Raw genomic sequence first — 19,194 nt, 5'->3', positions numbered from 1 at the left:
CATAAAAAAATATAGTTGTTTGATATAACACATTTTAATTCAGCTTTTAAAAGTAATATTGAAATTTAATACTGAAAAAAGGAGAACCTTAGGGTTCTCCTTTTTTGTTTCTGCTTGGCATATAAATTGCATTAAATATTAATAGTTAATATATTTAATGCAATAGTTAGTTTTCATGGAAGGGGATGAAAAATTGAAAAAGACTTTACAATTAAAAGGATTATCTTGTGAAAATTGTGCAGGTCATGTCAAAGAATCATTACAAAATATATGTGGTGTGAAATCTGTAGATGTTAATTTAGAAAAACAACAATCTAGAGTTAAGCTTGATCATGATGTAGAAGAAATTAAATTTAAAGAAGCAATTGAAAAAGTAGGATATGAGTTTTTATATGTAATTTAGTAAGAATATATTTTGGCTTAATCTAAGATATATTTTGTTATATATGTAGAAATTAGGAGGTAGTGATGAATAAATTTAAAAAGTCTAAACTAATAAATAATCTTAAAACGGCAAGAGGACAGTTAGATGCTATTATAAGAATGGTCGAAGAAGATAGACATTGTATAGAAATATCAAAGCAAATATTGGCTATTCAATCTATACTAAAAAAATCTAATATAAAATTAATTCATCAACATACTTTAGAACATATAGAAGAATATACTTTTCTAAAAGCTGATAATGATAGATTAGAAGAAATTTTTTATATTATAGAGAAATATGCTAAATAAAATAATTTATATAATACTATCTAAAAAAGAAGAAAAAATCATGATTGCTAATTTTGGAGAAGAATATATTGAATATAAAAAAGTATTACTTGCTTTTATTCCTATTAAAATATTTTAACCAAAATTATAATTTAAAATTTAATCAAACTACTAAAGATAAGCTAAATATATTTAGCTTATCTTTTTTTGGAGGGATATAATTGGAGTATATAGATAATTTTAAAGGTATTATTATGAATAATTCAATATTAGCATATTTTATAATGTTTTTTATAGGATTTGTTTCTTCTTTAAATCCTCACATGTTATCTATGGTACCTATATTTATAGGTAATGTTATCAATGATAAAAACACTACAAAAAGAGGAATTAAAGTTTTAATATTTTCTCTTATATTTGCTTTAACCTTAACAATCCTAGGTGTGGTAGTTTCTTTGCTAGGGTCTAGTTTACATACTCTTATGAGATTTAGTTATATTTTAGCAGGTATTATATATTTATATATGGGATCTAGATTATTTGGAATTAATATAAAAGATTTAATTCCAATACAGATAATAGTATTACGTAATAGTAAAGATACTTTCATAGAGAAAATTATTAAAAATATAGGTATGTCACTAATATTTACACCTTGTAGTTTACCTTTTGTTATATCAATTTTAACACTAGCTATGATAAAAGGAAGTATATTATATGGAGGATTAATATTATTTAGCTTTGGATTAGGGCATAGTATCATCTTTTTTATATTTGGAATATCATCTAAAAAGCTATACTCATTAACAAAAAAAATGAAATTTCAATATATCATATATAAAATATTAGGATTAATTATAATAATTGTAGGAATATATTTTTTCTTAATAGCTTTTAAAACTCATATATAGATGAAATATTAATTAGAACTTGAGTTAAAATCTTACATGTTCTTAAGTTTATTTAATATTAAAAAAATAATGTATATATGTTATAATGTAAATGGTAGTAATTGAAAATGTTTTCAGTATTAATAGAACAAAATTACTTTTAAATAATATATAAATTAATTAATAAAGGAGTTGTTTAAATGAAAGTATTACTTGCAGAAGTAAATATTAGTGAAGGTACAGATTTAGAAAAAGTACAAAAAGTAAAAGAAGCTTTAATGGAAAATGGGGATTTAGAACTAATTGATCAAAACTCTGATAAAGATCATAATAGAAGTGTTTTCACTTATAAAGGTGATCCTAAGGCAGTTTTAGAAGGTACAAAAAGATTATCAAAAAAAGCTCTTGAGTTAATTGATATGACTGAACACAAAGGTAGTCATCCAAGAATGGGAGCTATAGATGTAGTACCATTTATACCTGTAAAAAATGTATCAAAGGAAGAAGCAGTAGAAATAGCTAAGGAATATGGAAAATATTTAGGTAGTCTTGGAGTACCTGTATATTATTATGAAGATGCAGCTACAAGAGATGATAGAAAGAGTTTAGTTAAAATTAGAAAAGGTCAATATGAAGCATTTGAAGAAAAAATGAAGGATGAAAACTGGGCTCCAGATGAAGGTCCATTTGAGTTTAATCCAAAAGCAGGAGCAACTGTTACAGGTGTAAGATTTGCCCTTATAGCTTTTAATGTAAATATAGATACAGAAGATAAAGAAGTTGCAAAGAAAGTAGTTAAAGCTATTCGTGGTGCTAAGGGTGGTTATAAGCATGTAAGAGCTATAGCGCTAGATATACCTGAGAAAAAACAAGTTCAAATTTCAATGAATCTTACTAATTATGAGGAAACACCTATCCATAGAGTTTATGAAACTATTAAATCAGAACTATCTAGATATAATGTAAATGTAGTTAGTACTGAATTAGTAGGGCCAGTACCTGCATATGCTTTAAAAGAATTACTTCAATTCTATATTAAATTAAATGATGATTTTGAAGTAGAACAAATCTATATGTAATTAATATTCATCACCCCGTACTAACTTTAGTATATTGCTTATATCTAAGAAATATGTTAAAATTATTTAATAATTTATTTTAATTAGTTCTTTTTGGGACTAACTATAAATAAAATATTAAAAAGGGGTGATGTAATGTTAACTAATCCAGTATTAATTTCAGTAATAGTAATGGTTATTCTTAGTTTAATAAAAGTGAATATATTAATAGCACTTATTTTAGCTGCCATAACTGGAGGATTAATTTCAGGAATGGGCTTAGGGGAAACAATGACAGTTTTAATAGAAGGTATGGGAGGAAATGCGGAAACTGCTTTATCCTATATTTTATTAGGTGCATTAGCATTTGCTATTGGAAAAACAGGTGCAGCAGAAATATTAGCTTTAAAAATTGGTTCAGTAATAAAAAACAAAAAGGTTATATTTATTTTTTTGATAGCGGGTATTGCATGTTTATCTCAAAATTTAATACCAGTTCATATAGCCTTTATACCAATATTAATTCCACCACTTATTACAGTGATGAATAAGCTAAAAATAGATAGAAGAGCTGTAGCATGTGCATTGACTTTTGGTCTTAAAGCACCTTATATTATGATACCAGCAGGCTTTGGTCTTATATTTCATAATATAATTAGAGACTCTTTAATAGAAAATGGTATGGATGTTGTGACAGGAATGGTTTGGAAATCAATGCTTTTACCAGGTCTTGGAATGGTAGTAGGACTATTTATAGCTATTTTAATTTCATATAGAAAACCTAGAAATTATGAAGAAACTGAAGTAATGGAAGCTGATACAGATTATACAATAGATACGAATTTGAACCGGTCTCATATAGGGGCAATTGTAGGAGCTATAGCTGCATTTACAATTCAGATAACTACAGGGTCTCTACCATTAGGAGCAATTGTAGGACTTGTAATAATGTTAGTTTTTGGAGCGTTTAAATGGAACAATATGGATGATGTTATAACAGGTGGAATAGGTCTTATGGGATTTATAGCTTTTGTTATGTTAGTTGCTTCAGGATATGCATCTGTTATAAGGGCTACAGGAGGGGTAGACTCTCTAGTTGAAGCAAGTGTAAGTATTATGGGAGGTAGCAAATTAATATCAGCATTTCTAATGTTATTAATAGGATTAGTAATAACAATGGGTATAGGGACTTCATTTGGAACTATTCCTATATTAGCAGCTATATTTGTACCAATTGCTATAGCTATGGGATTTAGTCCTGCAGCTACTATTGCTTTAGTAGGTACTGCTGGTGCTCTTGGAGATGCAGGATCTCCTGCTTCTGATAGTACACTTGGTCCAACAGCTGGATTAAATGTAGATGGACAACATGATCATATATGGGATACCTCTGTTCCAACATTTTTACATTATAATATACCACTATTAATAATGGGGACAATTGCAGCAGTTTTATTATAAAATAATTATTGGAGGAATAAAATGACAGAAATATTAATTGATGGTCAAAATCTAGATTTAGATATGTTTATTGAAGTTGTAAGAAATAATAAAAAGGTTAAATTGTCAGAACAATCTATAAAAAACATAAATAATTCAAGGGCGTTAGTAGATAGATATGTTGATGAAGAAAAAGTTGTATATGGTATAACTACAGGGTTTGGAAAATTTAGTGATGTAATTATATCAAAACAAGACACAAAAAAACTACAAAGAAACCTAATTATAAGTCATTCTTGTGGTGTTGGAGAACATTTTAGTGAAGATGTTGTAAGAGGTATAATGTTACTTAGAATTAATGCCCTTTCTAAAGGTTACTCAGGCATTAGATTATCAACTGTAAACACTTTATTAGAAATGTTAAATGAAGGAGTTCATCCTGTGATACCTGAGCAAGGTTCACTTGGTGCAAGTGGTGACTTAGCTCCTTTGGCTCATATGGTTCTTGTAATGCTTGGAGAAGGTAAAGCTATATATAAAGGTGAAGAATTACCTGGGAAATTAGCTATGGAAAAAGCAGGAATTCAAACTATAGATTTAACTTCCAAAGAAGGACTTGCACTTATTAATGGAACTCAAGTTATGACTTCAGTAGGTGCTTTAACAATATATGATGCTTTAAACTTAAGTAAATTAGCAGATATTTCTGCAGCATTAACAAATGAAGCTTTAAATGGGATAATAGATGCATATGATGAAAAAATACACAAAGCTAGAAATCATATTGGACAAATAAACACAGGAAAAAATCTTTTAGATCTATTAAATAATAGTAAAATGACTACTAGACAAGGAGAAAAAAGAGTACAAGATGCATATTCTTTAAGATGTACTCCACAAGTACATGGAGCTAGTAAAGATTGTTTTAGTTATGCTAAAGAAAAGATAGAACTTGAAATGAATGCAGCAACTGATAATCCTTTAATATTTACTGAAGAAGAGCAAGTAATATCTGGAGGTAATTTTCATGGTCAGCCTATGGCAATAACATTTGATTTTCTTGGAATTGGTATAGCAGAACTTGCTAATATATCTGAAAGAAGGCTTGAAAGACTCGTAAATCCTGCACTTAGTGAAGGACTTCCAGCGTTTCTAGTTAAAAAAGGTGGATTAAATTCTGGATTTATGATTGTACAATATTCTGCTGCTTCTTTAGTGTCAGAGAATAAAGTTTTAGCTCATCCTGCCAGTGTTGATTCTATTACATCTTCTGCAAATCAAGAAGATCATGTTTCTATGGGAACTATTTCGGCTAGGCATGCTAGAGATATACTAAATAATTCAAGAAAAGTTATAGCTATGGAAATGTTAGCTGCTTGTCAAGCTATTGATTTAAGAGGGGATACTGGATTAGGAGCTGGAAGTGAAATTGCTTATAATATAATTAGAGAAGAGATTCCTACTTTAACAGAAGATAGAATAATGAATGAAGATATAGAACGAACAGAAAAAATATTAAAAAATGAAAAACTAATTTCTAAAGTAGAAGAAAAAATTGGAAGAGTATTATAAGGAGGACTAAAGATGGATATTAAATTACCAAACACTTTGCCACCAAAAAAAGAATTTATTAAAGGCATACGAAGAGCACCTGTTAGGGAATTAACACTAACTCAAAACGAGATTAAGATAGCACTTAAAAATGCTTTAAGATATATTCCTGAAGAGTTACATGAAGAAATAGCACCTGAATTTTTAGATGAACTTCTTACTCGAGGAAGAATTTATGGCTATAGGTATAGACCTGAAGGTAAATTATATGGAAAGCCTATAGATGAATATAAAGGGAAATGTATAGAAGGAAAATCATTCCAAGTTATGATTGATAATAATTTAGATTTTGATGTAGCTTTATATCCTTATGAACTTGTAACATATGGTGAAACAGGTCAAGTTTTTCAAAATTGGATGCAATACAGATTAGTTAAAATGTATTTGGAAAACCTAACAGATACACAAACACTTGTGATTGCATCAGGACATCCTCTAGGAGTGTTTGAATCTTCGGAAACTAGTCCAAGGGTTATAATTACAAACTCTTTAATGGTAGGCATGTTTGATGATCAAAAAAATTGGATAAAAGCTCAAGCAATGGGAGTAGCTAATTATGGTCAAATGACAGCAGGAGGATGGATGTATATTGGTCCTCAAGGCATCGTTCATGGTACTTATAATACTATTCTTAATGCAGGTAGAATTAAATTGAATGTTGCTGATGATGGTGATTTAAGAGGGTATTTATTTGTTTCATCTGGTCTTGGAGGAATGAGTGGAGCTCAAGGAAAGGCTGCAAAAATTGCAAATGCAGTTTCTATAATAGCAGAAGTAGATAAATCAAGAATAGAGACTAGACTTGAACAAGGTTGGATAGATGAATCATACGAAGATTTAAAATCACTATTTGAAAAAGTAGAAAAATCATTACAAAATAAAGAATCTATTGCTTATGCATATCATGGTAACATAATTGATTTATTAGAATATGCAGTAGAAAATAATATAAATATTGATTTGCTTTCAGACCAAACTTCATGTCATGCTCCTTATGATGGTGGATATTGTCCACAAGGATTAACTTTTGATGAGAGAACTGAACTTTTAGATAAAGATAAAGAAAAATTCATTGAACTTGTGGATGAATCTTTAAGACATCATTTCAAATTAATACAAGAATTAAGTAATAGCGGAACATATTTCTTTGACTATGGAAATAGCTTTATGAAAGCTATTTATGATGCAGGTGAAAAAACTATTGCTAAAAATGGTGTTGATGAATCAGAAGGATTTATATTCCCATCTTATGTAGAAGATATTATGGGACCTATGTTATTCGATTATGGATATGGGCCATTTAGATGGGTGTGTTTAAGTAGAAAACATGAAGATTTAATAAAAACTGATAAAGCTGCGATGGATATAATAGATCCTAATAGAAGAGGTCAAGATAGAGATAATTATATTTGGATAAGAGATGCAGAAAAAAATGGTTTGGTTGTAGGAACTGAAGCTAGAATATTATATCAAGATGCAATAGGAAGACGTGATATAGCATTAAAATTTAATGAAATGGTAAGAAAAGGTGATATAGGTCCTGTGATGCTTGGTCGTGATCATCATGATACAGGAGGAACTGATTCTCCTTTTAGAGAAACAGCAAATATAAAAGATGGTAGCAATATAATGGCTGATATGGCAACACATTGTTTTGCAGGAAATGCTGCTAGAGGAATGAGTCTTATAGCTCTTCATAATGGAGGAGGAGTAGGAATAGGTAAATCCATAAATGGTGGATTTGGTATGGTTTTAGATGGTAGCAAAAGAGTTGATGAAATATTAAGAACTTCTATTCCATGGGATGTAATGGGTGGAGTTGCAAGAAGAAATTGGGCTAGAAATGAAAACTCTATAGAAACTTGTAAAGAGTATAATGAGAAGTTTTCTGGCAGTAACCATATAACTATACCTAATTTAGCAGATGATAAATTAATAAATAAATTAGTAAAATAACAAATTAAAATATTATAAATAAAAGTTGGAATGGTATATATCATTCCAACTTTTATTATATTTACATTACTTTTTTATCTTCAGGAATAAATACATCTACTACTCCAAGTATGAGAGCACCAATAAGAGCACCTAATAATGTTACTGTAAAACCCTCTACAAGCATACCGGTGATATATAATATAACAGCTGCCACAATAAAACCTACTATACCTCTACCAAAAGGTGATGCATCTATACTTGTTAATTTTAATATTGTCCAATCGAGTAAACCAATGACTATAGCAGCAAGGACAAGTGACCATACTCCTCCTTCGTTTGACATACCTGGAACAAAAAAAGCTGTGATTGCTATAGCTAGAGCAGCTACTATGATTTTAATAATTAATTTTCCTATACTCATAATAATTCTCCTTTCAGATTTAGATATCACATATTATTTGAAAGTTAGTGATATAAATATATTATTTAGTAAAAAAAGAAAATTATTCAAAAAAATTATAAATATAGATTGTTTTTATTATAATAATTCTTTTATATTAGTTTCTATATCTTTAGGTTTTGTAGTAGGTGCAAATCTATTTACAACATTGCCTTTTTTACCGATTAAAAATTTAGTGAAATTCCACTTTATTTTTTTACTACCCAGTAGTCCACCTTGCTCTTTTTTTAGATATTTATAAAGTGCATGCTCGTTTTCACCATTTACATCTAATTTTTCAAATATGGGATAAGTAATATCATAATTTGTTGGATACTTGTGTTTTATTTCTTCATTTGAAAGTGGTTCTTGATTTTTAAATTGATTACAAGGAAATGCTAAAACTACAAATCCATTATCTTTATATTTTTGATATAATTCTTCCAATTCTCCAAATTGGTTTTTAAGACCTCACTCAGATGCAGTATTTACAATTAACATAACATGATTTTTAAATCTTTCTAGTTTAACTTTTTCTCCATTAATATTTTTTACTTCAATATCATATATACTCATAAAATCATCCTTTCATTGCTTTAATTTTAATATACCCTTATAATAAAGGTATAAAACCTACAATTAGTTTTATAAAGAATTTATGAAAGGATGATAAAAATTAATATTAAATATAATTTTGATAATACAATTGATAGAAGAAATACTTATTCTAGAAAGTGGGATCCTGAAATATTGAAGGAGATGTTTGGAAGAGATGACTTATTACCACTTTGGGTAGCTGATATGGAATTTAGAGTAGCTAAGCCTATAGAAGATGCAATTATTAATAGGGCTAATCATCCTATATATGGATATAGTAAACGACCAGAATCATATTATGATGCTATTGTTGAATGGATAAATAAGCGTTTTGATTATAAAATAGAAAAAGAATGGATAATGTATACTCCAGGTGTTGTGCCAGCTATAAATTATATTATACAAGCATTTACAGATGAAAAAGATAGTATTATGATACAAGAACCTGTATATTATCCTTTTAGACGTTCAATTGAAAATAATAATAGAAATGTAGTAAATTCTCCCCTTGAATTTGATGGTGAAAAATATAATATTAATTTTAAAGATATAGAAGAAAAAATACAAAGTGAAAATGTAAAAATATTTATACTTTGTAGTCCTCATAATCCAATAGGTAGAGTATGGACAAAAGCTGAATTAGAAAAACTAGGTAATATATGTTTAGAAAATAATGTTTTAATAATGGCAGATGAGATTCATAATGACTTAGTATATGAAGGGCATACACATACCATGATTTCTTCTATTAATAAAGATTTTGAAATGAATTCAATAACATGTACTGCACCAAGTAAGACGTTCAATTTAGCTGGTATGGAAGCATCTAATATTATAATACCAAATAGTGAATTTAGAGAAAAATTCCAACAAATATTAGATCTTAATAATATCGGATTTCAAAATCCTTTAAGTATAGCTGCAGTTGAGTCAGCATATAGGGAAGGAGAAGATTGGCTGGAACAATTATTAAAATATTTGCAAGGTAATATAGAGTTTATTGAAGAATATTTAAATAAAAATCTTCCAAAGGCAAAATTTATAAAACCTCAAGCTACATATTTAGCCTGGATTGATTTAAGAAAATATGAAGGTAATGGAGAAATTTTAGAAAATAAAATAATAAATAAAGGGAAAATAGCATTAAATGGTGGTACTTGGTTTGGTAAAGATGGAGAAGGATTTATGAGATTAAACTTCGCTTGTTCAAGAAGTATGTTAGAGGAAGGATTAAAAAGATTGTCAAAAGCAATAAATGAATAGTGAAGTAGCAAATATTAAAATATTCGTATTGAAAAATACGAATATTTTTTTTGTTATATTATTAAATTGCTACTCTGGAGCATAAAAACCGAACTATAAATTAATTTTTATAAAAAATGTTGACTTTTGTCGAAAAAAGTATTACAATGGGAAACGTAGAAAACGACTAAGGGGGTTTTTAATATGTTAGAAAATATATTTAAGTTAAATGAAAGAAATACTAATATAAAAACTGAAATGACAGCTGGGGTAGCAACTTTTATGACTATGGCATATATATTAATTGTTCAGCCTAGTTTTATGCAAGCTGCAGGTATGGATGTGGGAGCAGTTACAGTAGTAACAGCACTACTTTCTGGAGTTTTTACTTTGGTTATGGGGCTTTTTACAAATTTACCATTTGCTATGGCACCAGCTATGGGGAGTAATGCATTTTTTGCTTTTACACTTGTAGCAGGGGGACTTGTGACTTGGCAAGAAGGAATTGGTATGGTATTTATATCAGGGGTATTATTTTTAATTCTTACAGCATTAGGTCTTCGTGAAGTAATAGTAAAATTAATTCCTAAAAATATTAAACTTGCAATAGGAGCTGCAGTTGGTTTCTTTATTGTATTAATTGGTTTTAATAGTGCTCATTTTATGGATCTTTCCAGTGGGTCAATTAAAATGGGAAGTTTAAGTGATAAAGGTGCACTTTTGTCATTAATAGGACTTGCTATTGTAGTTATTCTTATGGCTAATAAAATAAAAGGGGGTATATTAATTGCAATAGTTGCTACAACATTAATTGGTATACCTATGGGAATAACAAATGTACCAAATACTTTAATTACATTGCCACCATCAATAGAACCTATATTTTTAAAACTTGATATTTTAGGTGCTTTAAAATTGAGTTTTATACCGCTTATGTTTACTTTTTTTGTGGGAGACTTTTTTTCAACTCTTGGAACCTTGTTAGGAGTATCTGCTAAAGCAGACTTATTAGATGAAGAAGGTAATCTTCCAGATATAAATAAGCCTTTTTTAGTAGATGCAATAGCTACAGTTACTGGAGCTTTGTTTGGTTCAACAGTTGTTACAACATATATAGAATCTGCTGCTGGAGTTGAAGAAGGTGGGCGTACTGGTCTTACTAGTGTTTTTACTGCAATATGTTTTTTACTTACAATATTTTTAACACCTATTGCAGGAATGATACCATCAGAAGCTACAGCACCAGCGCTTATTATTATAGGGTTATTAATGTTATCTGGGATAAAAGATATAGACTTTTCAGATTTTACCGAGAGTTTTCCTGCATTTGCTACAATAATATTTACTGCATATACATCTAGTATTTCTAATGGTATAAGTGTAGGTATTATATCTTATGCTTTTGTGAAATTAGTTACTTTTAAATTTAAAGATGTGCATTGGGGAATATATATATTGTGTATTCCATTAGTTTACTATTTTATAATAATGTAAATATAAATAATAAGATTAGTATGGTATAATAGGGTAATTTAAATATACTATACTAATTTTTTATAAGGAGATGAATATTATGAAAATTATGCCCAAAGATAAAAAGAAATTGATAGAATCAGCTTTAGGTAAAATAGAATGTGATTTAGCTATAGAAAATGCTAATATATTAAATTTATTTACAGGTGAGATATATACAGGTGATGTTGGAATATATGATGGATTTATTTCTCATATAAGATTAAATACAGATGAAGTTAAAATAAAAGCTAAGGATCATTATGATGCTAAAGGAAAATATTTAATTCCAGGATTAATTGATGCTCATATACATATAGAAAGCACAATGATGACCCCAAGGAATTTTGCAGAAGCTGTTATTCCTAATGGAACTACTACTGTGATTACAGATCCTCATGAAATAGCAAATGTCTGTGGAATAGATGGTGTAAAATATATGATAGATAATAGCATAGATGTACCGATGAATCAATTTATACTTGCTCCATCATGTGTTCCCTCTGTTCCAGGAAAAGAAAATGCAGGTGCTGAATTCCAAAAAGAAGATATAGAAGAGATATTAAATCTAGATAGAGTTATAGGTTTAGGAGAAGTAATGGACTTTTTAGGTGTAATAAACAATGATAAGCGAATGGTAGATATTTTAAATTTAGTGGAAGAAAAAGATTTATTTATACAAGGTCATGCTCCTTATTTAAGTGGAAAAGATTTATCTGCATATATGTGTGCAGGTCCAACAACTGATCATGAAAGTAGAACAGCTAAAGAAGCAGTAGATAAAATGAGAGTAGGAATGTATGTAGATGCTAGAGATAGTTCAATATCTAAAAATGTAGAAGACATAGTTAATGGTGTGGGTAAATTTAGATATTTAGATTATCTTACTTTATGCACAGATGATAGAGAAGCTGAAGATATTTTAGAAAATGGACATATGAATGATGTTGTAAAGTCTGCAGTGAAATCTGGTATGAATCCAATTGATGCAATAAGAAGTGCTAGTTTAAACATAGCAAGAGAAATAAATATTAGAAATTTAGGAGCAATAGCACCTGGATATGTAGCGGATATGTTAGTGGTAGATTCTCTAGAAGACATAAAGCCAGAATCGGTATTTTTTAGAGGTCAATTAGTTGCTCAAAATGGAAAAATGAAAAAAGATATAGAGCCGAAAGAATTTGAAATAGAAAATATAAATACAGTGTATGTAGATAATATAGAAAAAAATGATTTTAAAATAAAAGCTCCTATAAAAGAAGGTTATATTAAGACAAATGTAATAAAATATAGATCCCTTAAATCGTCAACCACAGATCTTGTTGTAGAAGAGTTACCTGTAAAAGAGGGTTATTTAGATATATCCCATGATCCTGATTTGAAATATGTTATAGTTATAAATAGACATAAAGGTTTTAAAACAAAAGGTTATGGAATTGTTAGGAATTTTGGAACTAAGGAAGGTGCTATTGCATCTACGGTTTCACATGATTCTCATAACTTAACTATTTGTTACGATAATCCCAAAAATGGTCATATAGTAGCAAAAGATTTAATCGAAATTGGCGGAGGAATAAGTTGTGCTAAAAATGAAAAATTTGTAGAACATTTAAGCTTACCTATAGCTGGTCTTCTTTCTAAAAAAACTTGTAAAGAATTAGCAGAAGAAGCTGGAAAAATGAAAAATGCTTTGAGAGGATTTGGGTTAGTTGACATAAAAAATCCACTCCTTAGAATAGCAACTTTAGCACTTCCAGTTATTCCAAATGCTAAAATGAGTGATTTAGGTATAATTGATGTATTAAATCAGGAAAAAGTAGATTTATTTCTAAACATATAAATAATGAGGTGTTTAAAATGGATAAAATAATTGGCTTTATTGGTTGTGGAAATATGGGAAAAGCAATGGTGGGAGGAATAGCAAATTCTAGTATATTGAATTCTAAAAATATATTAGTATTTGATAATCATAAGGAAAATTTAGACTATGTAAGAAAAAGCTTTGGAGTATCTGTAGCTAAAAATAAAATGGAAGTAGCAAAAGAATCTGATTTTTTATTTTTAGCTGTCAAGCCAAATGTTTATAGTGATTTAATAAATGAAATAAAAAATTCTATTAAAGAAGACGTAGTAATTATAAATATAGCAGCAGGAAAATCAATAGAAAATATTGAGAATGATCTTGGTAAAAAGTTAAAAGTAGTTAAAGCGATGCCCAACACACCGGCATTAGTTGGAGAAGGTATGACTGCTATATCTTTTAATGATAAAATTAGTAATGATGAAAAAGAAGAGATTCTAAGAATTTTTAAAAGTTTTGGAGATGCGGAGATTCTTGAAGAAAAATTAATGGATGTAGTAACTGCTACTAGTGGATCTTCTCCTGCTTATATATTTATGTTAATAGAGGCTATGGCTGATGGTGCAGTATTAAATGGTATGAAAAGAGAAAAAGCATATAAAATTGCATCTCAAGCTGTTCTAGGTTCTGCTAAAATGGTTTTAGAAACAGGAAAGCATCCGGGAGAATTAAAGGATATGGTTTGTTCACCTGGTGGAACTACTATTGAGGCAGTATCATCCCTAGAAAAAGATGGATTTAGAAATGCTATTATTAATGCTATGAATATATGTGTGAAAAAATCAGAGAAAATGAATAATAGATAAATTTAAAATATTCTTGACATTTTAAAATAACCATGATACCATAAATGAAATTAAAATTTAATAAAAATCCTCATCTTACTAGGTGGGGTAGAGGCGCAATAATTATAAGTAGCTATATGGAGATTGGAAGTCTGTGAAGTATAGTAAAAGGAATTGTTGCCGAAGTTTTAGATACCAAAATCTAATGCTGGGTCCATATTTAATAGATATGGGACTGTCATTATTGCATATTAGCTCCATGCGATAATGTTGTGCTATCTCACACTGAGCTAGAAGGGAGAGGATGTCTTAGCTTTGCTATGTTTATAAAAGCATCTAACTATCCTGTTGGGTGCTTTATTTTTATACAAAAAAATAATTTTAAGGGAGAATAAAAAATGAATAGAAAAATAATTTTAATGTTAATTCTAATTTTATTAATAAATATTAGTTTAATAGGATGTAATGGAGAATCTAATATAGAAAGTGCAGAATCATCAAATAATAGTGATACATTTAAAGTAGGTCTTGAAGCAGGATATCCACCATTTAATTGGACACAAATAGATGATTCTAACGGAGCAGTTAAAATAAGTGGTAACTCAGAATATGCTGGTGGATATGATGTAGAAATTGCAAAGAAAATAGCAGAAGGATTAGGCAAGGAATTAGAAATAGTTAAACTTGAATGGGATGGGTTATTGCCAGCATTAACTTCAAACAAAATAGATGCAATAATAGCAGGTATGTCACCTACAAAAGAACGTATGGAAACAATTGATTTTAGTAACAATTATTATAAATCAGATTTAGTAATGATAGTAAAAAAAGGTAGTAAATATGAAGATTCTACATCTATTAATGATTTTAAAGGGGCAAAGGTAACGGCCCAATTAAATACTTTTCATTATAGTGTAATAGATCAAATAGATGGTGTATTGAAAGATGTAGCTATGGATAGTTTTCCAGCTATGAGGGTTGCATTACAATCTGGTATGATAGATGGATATGTATCAGAAAGACCAGAAGGAGTAAGTGCAATAGCTGCAAATGATAATTTTGCTATGGTTAATTTTCAAGAGGGTTTTAATACTTCAGATGATGATACAGCAATTGCTGTAGGGTTAAAAAAAGAAAGTGATTTAAGGGCAAAGATAAATGAAATATTAAAAGGTATTTCAGGGAAAGAGCGTCAAGATATAATGGATAAAGCTATTAAGAATCAACCTACATCACAGGAATGATGACATAAATCAAAGGAGGAAAATATGAGTTTTGAATATGTATCAAAAATGATTGTTGAAGATTGGCCTATGTTTATTAGAGGAGCAGGAATCACTTTAGTTATAGCCTTAACAGGTACTATAATTGGATCTTTTATAGGATTATTAATAGGTATAATACGCAGCATACCTCTTTCTGACAATAGAATGAAAAATATAGTTATTAAAATTATTAATAAGATGTTATCTATATATATAGAGTTTTTTAGAGGAACCCCTATGATTGTACAAGCAATGGTCATATACTATGGATCTGCTTTAGCATTTGATATACACATGAATAGACTATTAGCTGCTATTTTTATAGTTTCTATTAATACAGGAGCATATATGTCTGAAATAGTTAGAGGAGGAATTATGTCTATAGATAATGGACAATTTGAAGCTGCTCAAGCTTTGGGAATGAATCATTTTCAAACAATGAAAAACATTATAATACCCCAAGTAATTAAAAACATATTACCAGCAACAGGAAATGAATTTGTTATAAATATAAAAGACACATCTGTTTTAAATGTTATAGGAGTAACAGAATTATTTTTTCAAACAAAATCTATAGCAGGAAATAATTTTAGGTTTTTTGAAGCTTTTTTTATAGCAAGTATAATTTATTTTTTACTTACTTTTACTATTACTAGAATTTTAAGAAATATTGAGAAAAGAATAGATAAACCTATAAGATATAATAGGGTAAAAAGTCAAATTGAAATAGATGTTAAAGCAGCATAAGGAAGGTGATATAGTTGAACAACATAATAGAAATTAAAAATTTAAGTAAATCTTATGGAGATAATGAAGTGTTAAAAGATATAAATTTTTCTGTCAATAAAGGAGAAGTGGTATGTATTATAGGTTCATCTGGGTCAGGAAAATCTACTTTGCTTCGTTGTATTAATTTGTTAGAAGATATAAATGGAGGAAAAATACTTTATAGAGGTAAAGATATATTACAAAATGATTCACATAATTACAGAACTAAATTAGGTATGGTTTTTCAACAATTTAATTTATTTAACAATTATAATGTATTAGAAAATTGCACTATAGGTCCTTTAAAAGTAATTAAAAAATCACAAGATAATGCTCGTAAGATTGCTTTAAAATATCTAGAGGTAGTTGGTATGGATAGTTATATTGAGTATATGCCAAAATATTTATCAGGAGGACAAAAACAAAGAGTGGCAATAGCAAGAGCTCTTTCTATGGAACCAGATGTAATTTTATTTGATGAACCAACATCTGCATTAGATCCAGAAATGGTAGGAGAAGTTTTAAAAGTTATGAGAAAACTAGCTGATACTGGACTAACTATGCTTATAGTTACTCATGAAATGGACTTTGCACGTGAGGTTGCTGATAAAATTGTATTTATGGACAATGGTATAATTAAAGAACAAGGTTCTCCAAAACAGATATTTAATAATCCAAAAGAAAAAAGAACTAGAGAATTTCTAAGAAGAATTTTACATTGACAAACAAAAAAAGAAGCACTATAATATTATTAATATTTTAATAGTTATAAATACTATGATGAAGATTATTAAAAAAGTGATTCTTTAACAGAGAATGGGAAATTGCTGAGAATCCTATAAGATAACTTTTTGAACCTACTTCTGAGTATGCAGTGATTAAGCTGTTACGTTTTTAGTCGCGTTAAGATTAGTTAAGTGAGTCTTTTATGACTAACAAGGGTGGTACCGCGAGTAAAGTCCTCGTCTCTTATGAGATGAGGACTTTTTTATATGAAATTATTATGTAAAAGAAAGGATGATTAATATGTCAAGTTTACTTGAAAAGAGTAAAAGTTTAAAAAAAGCTTCTTATGATTTATCATTAGCAAATACAATAGATAAAAATAATGCATTACAAAAAGTTGCAGAAAGTTTAAATGAGAATAAAGATTTAATAATAAGTGAGAATAAAAAAGATATAATTATAGCTAAAAAAAATGGTATGAAAGATTCATTAATTGATAGATTGTTACTAAATGAATATAGAATTGATAATATGATAAAAGGAATTCAAGAAATTATATCCCTTAAAGATCCTATATGGAAAAGTGATGAAGTTTGGACAATAGAAAATGGACTTACTATAAGCAAAATGACGGTGCCACTAGGAGTTGTAGGTATAATATATGAATCTAGACCAAATGTTACAGTAGATGCTTTTTCACTCTCTATTAAAAGTGGAAACTGTATATTATTAAGAGGAAGTTCATCATCTATAAATTCAAATATTGCTTTAGTATATGCTATTAAGCAGGGCTTGAAAAATAGTAATATATCTGAAAATATAATAGAATTAATTGATGATACAGATAGAGCATTAGTTGATGAAATGTTGAAATTAAATGAATATCTTGACTTAATTATTCCAAGAGGCGGTAAAAAGTTAATAGATTTTGTAGTAAAGAATTCAATTGTACCTACTATTGAAACAGGAGTTGGAAATTGTCATATATATGTTGATGAATCAGCCGATCAAAACAAAGCATTAGATATAATAGAAAATGCAAAAGTACAAAGACCAGGAGTATGTAATGCTTGTGAAACTGTACTTATTCATAAAAATATAAAAAATGAATTTTTGCTTAATTTAAGAGAACGACTTGAAAATAGAGTAGAGTTAAGAGGATGTAAACATACTTTAGAAGCTATAGATATAAAAGAAGCTAAGGAAAATGATTATATAGAAGAATATCTAGATTATATTTTAGCAATAAAGGTTGTTAATGATGTAAATGAAGCTATAAATCATATAAATAAATATGGAACTAAACATTCAGAAGCAATTATAACGGAGAGTTTAAGAAATTCAAATTTATTTCAAAAAAGAATTGATGCAGCAGCAGTATATGTAAATGCTTCAACAAGATTTACAGATGGATCACAATTTGGTTTTGGTGCAGAAATGGGAATAAGTACGCAAAAAATTCATGCCAGAGGACCTGTAGGATTAAATCAATTGGTTTCAAATAAATATACAATTGTAGGAGATGGACAGATTAGAAAGTGAGATGATTTAAATGATTTCAGATATAATTAAAAGGAGTAAAAAGATAGTAATTAAAATAGGTAGTAATACTTTATCTAATGAAGATGGAACTATAAATAAAGAGTTTTTAAATAAATTAACTTTTCAAGTATCTAAACTTAGAGAAATGGACAAACAAGTAATTATAGTTTCTTCAGGTGCGATAATATCAGGAGTATGTTCAATAGGTAAATGGTCAAGAAAAGAAGATATACATTATAAACAAGCATTAAGTTCTATAGGTCAAGTTGAGCTTATGAATGCTTATTTAAATGCTTTTAATAAATATGATCTAACAATTGGACAAGTATTACTAACTAGAGAAGATTTTTTAGATAACTATAGAACTTTAAATATAAGAAACACTTTATTTACCCTTGTAGATGAAGGTATTATACCAATCGTAAATGAAAATGATACAATATGTGTAGAAGAAATAAAAATAGGTGATAATGATACATTATCAGCACTTACAACAAATTTATTTAGTGCTGATTTATTAGTACTATTAAGTGATATTGATGGAGTTTATGATAAAAGTCCTAAAGAATATGATGATGCTGTTATGATTGAAACAGTTACAAATATAGATGAATTGTTAAAAAATATAACTATTGGTAAAGAAAATTATTTTGGAACAGGTGGGATTGTAACTAAAATTGAAGCAGCTAAAAAAGTAAATAAATATGGAATACCTATGATACTTGCAAATGGAAAAAAAGAAAATATATTAATGGATTTATTAGAAAATAAAGCAAAATCAACTTTATTTTTGCCTTAGATTAAAT

General features: G+C 28.4%; 19 protein-coding genes, 1 riboswitch and 1 other annotated feature. Of the genes, 17 read left to right on the top strand and 2 right to left on the bottom strand.

Features of this window, described 5'->3' with window-relative positions:
- Positions 1–193: 193 nt before the first annotated feature.
- The 8 genes from E0D94_RS10985 to E0D94_RS10955 all read left to right on the top strand — a co-directional run bounded on the left by E0D94_RS10985 (position 194) and on the right by E0D94_RS10955 (position 7,669).
- Positions 194–403, top strand: coding sequence for a heavy-metal-associated domain-containing protein (locus tag E0D94_RS10985; protein WP_165442947.1), 210 nt, complete (start codon positions 194–196; stop codon positions 401–403).
- 65 nt (positions 404–468) lie between these two features.
- Entirely contained in the window at positions 469–735 is a 267-nt protein-coding gene (locus E0D94_RS10980) for a metal-sensing transcriptional repressor (RefSeq protein ID WP_130807608.1), read from the top strand.
- Positions 725–853: a hypothetical protein gene (locus tag E0D94_RS15130; protein ID WP_278044701.1), complete on the top strand. Its 129-nt coding sequence runs from the start codon at positions 725–727 to the stop codon at positions 851–853. Before E0D94_RS10980 ends, E0D94_RS15130 begins: the two co-directional genes overlap by 11 nt.
- A gap of 82 nt (positions 854–935) precedes the next feature.
- Positions 936–1,625 (top strand): cytochrome c biogenesis CcdA family protein, encoded by a 690-nt coding sequence (locus tag E0D94_RS10975; RefSeq protein ID WP_130807607.1) that lies wholly within the window; start codon positions 936–938, stop codon positions 1,623–1,625.
- A 179-nt stretch (positions 1,626–1,804) separates the two neighbouring features.
- Positions 1,805–2,683 (top strand): glutamate formimidoyltransferase, encoded by an 879-nt coding sequence (ftcD, locus tag E0D94_RS10970; protein WP_130807606.1) that lies wholly within the window; start codon positions 1,805–1,807, stop codon positions 2,681–2,683.
- 135 nt (positions 2,684–2,818) lie between these two features.
- Positions 2,819–4,123 (top strand): Na+/H+ antiporter family protein, encoded by a 1,305-nt coding sequence (locus E0D94_RS10965; RefSeq protein WP_130807605.1) that lies wholly within the window; start codon positions 2,819–2,821, stop codon positions 4,121–4,123.
- Positions 4,124–4,144: 21 nt separating this feature from the next.
- Positions 4,145–5,674 carry a histidine ammonia-lyase gene (gene hutH / locus E0D94_RS10960; RefSeq protein ID WP_130807604.1) on the top strand — a complete coding sequence of 510 codons (1,530 nt, stop codon included), beginning with the start codon at positions 4,145–4,147 and terminating at the stop codon, positions 5,672–5,674.
- A 12-nt stretch (positions 5,675–5,686) separates the two neighbouring features.
- Positions 5,687–7,669 (top strand): urocanate hydratase, encoded by a 1,983-nt coding sequence (locus tag E0D94_RS10955; protein ID WP_130807603.1) that lies wholly within the window; start codon positions 5,687–5,689, stop codon positions 7,667–7,669.
- Positions 7,670–7,730: 61 nt separating this feature from the next.
- On the opposite strand, the gene E0D94_RS10950 is transcribed toward E0D94_RS10955, so the two are convergent.
- Complete coding sequence (locus E0D94_RS10950) at positions 7,731–8,072, bottom strand: phage holin family protein (protein ID WP_165442946.1); 342 nt, start codon at positions 8,070–8,072, stop codon at positions 7,731–7,733.
- A gap of 117 nt (positions 8,073–8,189) precedes the next feature.
- Complete coding sequence (locus tag E0D94_RS10945) at positions 8,190–8,666, bottom strand: glutathione peroxidase (protein WP_130807602.1); 477 nt, start codon at positions 8,664–8,666, stop codon at positions 8,190–8,192.
- A gap of 90 nt (positions 8,667–8,756) precedes the next feature.
- Here E0D94_RS10945 and E0D94_RS10940 point away from each other — a divergent pair, with 90 nt between their 5' ends.
- The 9 genes from E0D94_RS10940 (at position 8,757) to proB (ending at position 19,187) form a co-directional block, all read left to right on the top strand.
- Positions 8,757–9,950 carry a MalY/PatB family protein gene (locus E0D94_RS10940; protein WP_242620533.1) on the top strand — a complete coding sequence of 398 codons (1,194 nt, stop codon included), beginning with the start codon at positions 8,757–8,759 and terminating at the stop codon, positions 9,948–9,950.
- Positions 9,951–10,133: 183 nt separating this feature from the next.
- Positions 10,134–11,423 (top strand): NCS2 family permease, encoded by a 1,290-nt coding sequence (locus E0D94_RS10935; protein ID WP_130807601.1) that lies wholly within the window; start codon positions 10,134–10,136, stop codon positions 11,421–11,423.
- 79 nt (positions 11,424–11,502) lie between these two features.
- A complete protein-coding gene (gene ade, locus E0D94_RS10930; RefSeq protein WP_130807600.1) occupies positions 11,503–13,281 on the top strand; it encodes an adenine deaminase in 1,779 nt (592 codons plus the stop codon).
- 17 nt (positions 13,282–13,298) lie between these two features.
- Positions 13,299–14,108, top strand: coding sequence for a pyrroline-5-carboxylate reductase (gene proC, locus E0D94_RS10925; protein ID WP_130807599.1), 810 nt, complete (start codon positions 13,299–13,301; stop codon positions 14,106–14,108).
- 80 nt (positions 14,109–14,188) lie between these two features.
- Positions 14,189–14,373: riboswitch (Lysine riboswitch) on the top strand.
- A 112-nt stretch (positions 14,374–14,485) separates the two neighbouring features.
- Entirely contained in the window at positions 14,486–15,331 is an 846-nt protein-coding gene (locus E0D94_RS10920; protein WP_130807598.1) for a transporter substrate-binding domain-containing protein, read from the top strand.
- A gap of 24 nt (positions 15,332–15,355) precedes the next feature.
- A complete protein-coding gene (locus E0D94_RS10915; protein WP_130807597.1) occupies positions 15,356–16,099 on the top strand; it encodes an amino acid ABC transporter permease in 744 nt (247 codons plus the stop codon).
- A gap of 14 nt (positions 16,100–16,113) precedes the next feature.
- On the top strand, positions 16,114–16,842 hold the full coding sequence (locus E0D94_RS10910) for an amino acid ABC transporter ATP-binding protein (RefSeq protein ID WP_130807596.1): 729 nt from the start codon (positions 16,114–16,116) through the stop codon (positions 16,840–16,842).
- Between the two features lie 46 nt (positions 16,843–16,888).
- Positions 16,889–17,093: a binding site (T-box leader), on the top strand.
- 53 nt (positions 17,094–17,146) lie between these two features.
- Entirely contained in the window at positions 17,147–18,388 is a 1,242-nt protein-coding gene (locus E0D94_RS10905; protein ID WP_130807595.1) for a glutamate-5-semialdehyde dehydrogenase, read from the top strand.
- 10 nt (positions 18,389–18,398) lie between these two features.
- Positions 18,399–19,187 (top strand): glutamate 5-kinase, encoded by a 789-nt coding sequence (gene proB / locus E0D94_RS10900; RefSeq protein WP_130807594.1) that lies wholly within the window; start codon positions 18,399–18,401, stop codon positions 19,185–19,187.
- Positions 19,188–19,194 lie beyond the last annotated feature (7 nt).

It is taken from the genome of Senegalia massiliensis, assembly GCF_900626135.1.
GTDB lineage: Bacteria > Bacillota > Clostridia > Tissierellales > SIT17 > Anaeromonas > Anaeromonas massiliensis.
This window is presented reverse-complemented; position numbering and strand designations above follow the sequence as displayed.

What these genes read in the sequence shown, in the direction of transcription:
- E0D94_RS10980 (WP_130807608.1), top strand. Translation starts at nt 469, where the DNA reads ATGAATAAATTTAAAAAGTCTAAACTAATAAATAATCTTAAAACGGCA.
- E0D94_RS15130 (WP_278044701.1), top strand. Translation starts at nt 725, where the DNA reads ATGCTAAATAAAATAATTTATATAATACTATCTAAAAAAGAAGAAAAA.
- ftcD (WP_130807606.1), top strand. Translation starts at nt 1,805, where the DNA reads ATGAAAGTATTACTTGCAGAAGTAAATATTAGTGAAGGTACAGATTTA.
- E0D94_RS10965 (WP_130807605.1), top strand. Translation starts at nt 2,819, where the DNA reads ATGTTAACTAATCCAGTATTAATTTCAGTAATAGTAATGGTTATTCTT.
- hutH (WP_130807604.1), top strand. Translation starts at nt 4,145, where the DNA reads ATGACAGAAATATTAATTGATGGTCAAAATCTAGATTTAGATATGTTT.
- E0D94_RS10955 (WP_130807603.1), top strand. Translation starts at nt 5,687, where the DNA reads ATGGATATTAAATTACCAAACACTTTGCCACCAAAAAAAGAATTTATT.
- E0D94_RS10950 (WP_165442946.1), bottom strand. Translation starts at nt 8,072, where the DNA reads ATGAGTATAGGAAAATTAATTATTAAAATCATAGTAGCTGCTCTAGCT.
- E0D94_RS10940 (WP_242620533.1), top strand. Translation starts at nt 8,757, where the DNA reads ATGATAAAAATTAATATTAAATATAATTTTGATAATACAATTGATAGA.
- E0D94_RS10935 (WP_130807601.1), top strand. Translation starts at nt 10,134, where the DNA reads ATGTTAGAAAATATATTTAAGTTAAATGAAAGAAATACTAATATAAAA.
- ade (WP_130807600.1), top strand. Translation starts at nt 11,503, where the DNA reads ATGAAAATTATGCCCAAAGATAAAAAGAAATTGATAGAATCAGCTTTA.
- proC (WP_130807599.1), top strand. Translation starts at nt 13,299, where the DNA reads ATGGATAAAATAATTGGCTTTATTGGTTGTGGAAATATGGGAAAAGCA.
- E0D94_RS10920 (WP_130807598.1), top strand. Translation starts at nt 14,486, where the DNA reads ATGAATAGAAAAATAATTTTAATGTTAATTCTAATTTTATTAATAAAT.
- E0D94_RS10915 (WP_130807597.1), top strand. Translation starts at nt 15,356, where the DNA reads ATGAGTTTTGAATATGTATCAAAAATGATTGTTGAAGATTGGCCTATG.
- E0D94_RS10905 (WP_130807595.1), top strand. Translation starts at nt 17,147, where the DNA reads ATGTCAAGTTTACTTGAAAAGAGTAAAAGTTTAAAAAAAGCTTCTTAT.
- proB (WP_130807594.1), top strand. Translation starts at nt 18,399, where the DNA reads ATGATTTCAGATATAATTAAAAGGAGTAAAAAGATAGTAATTAAAATA.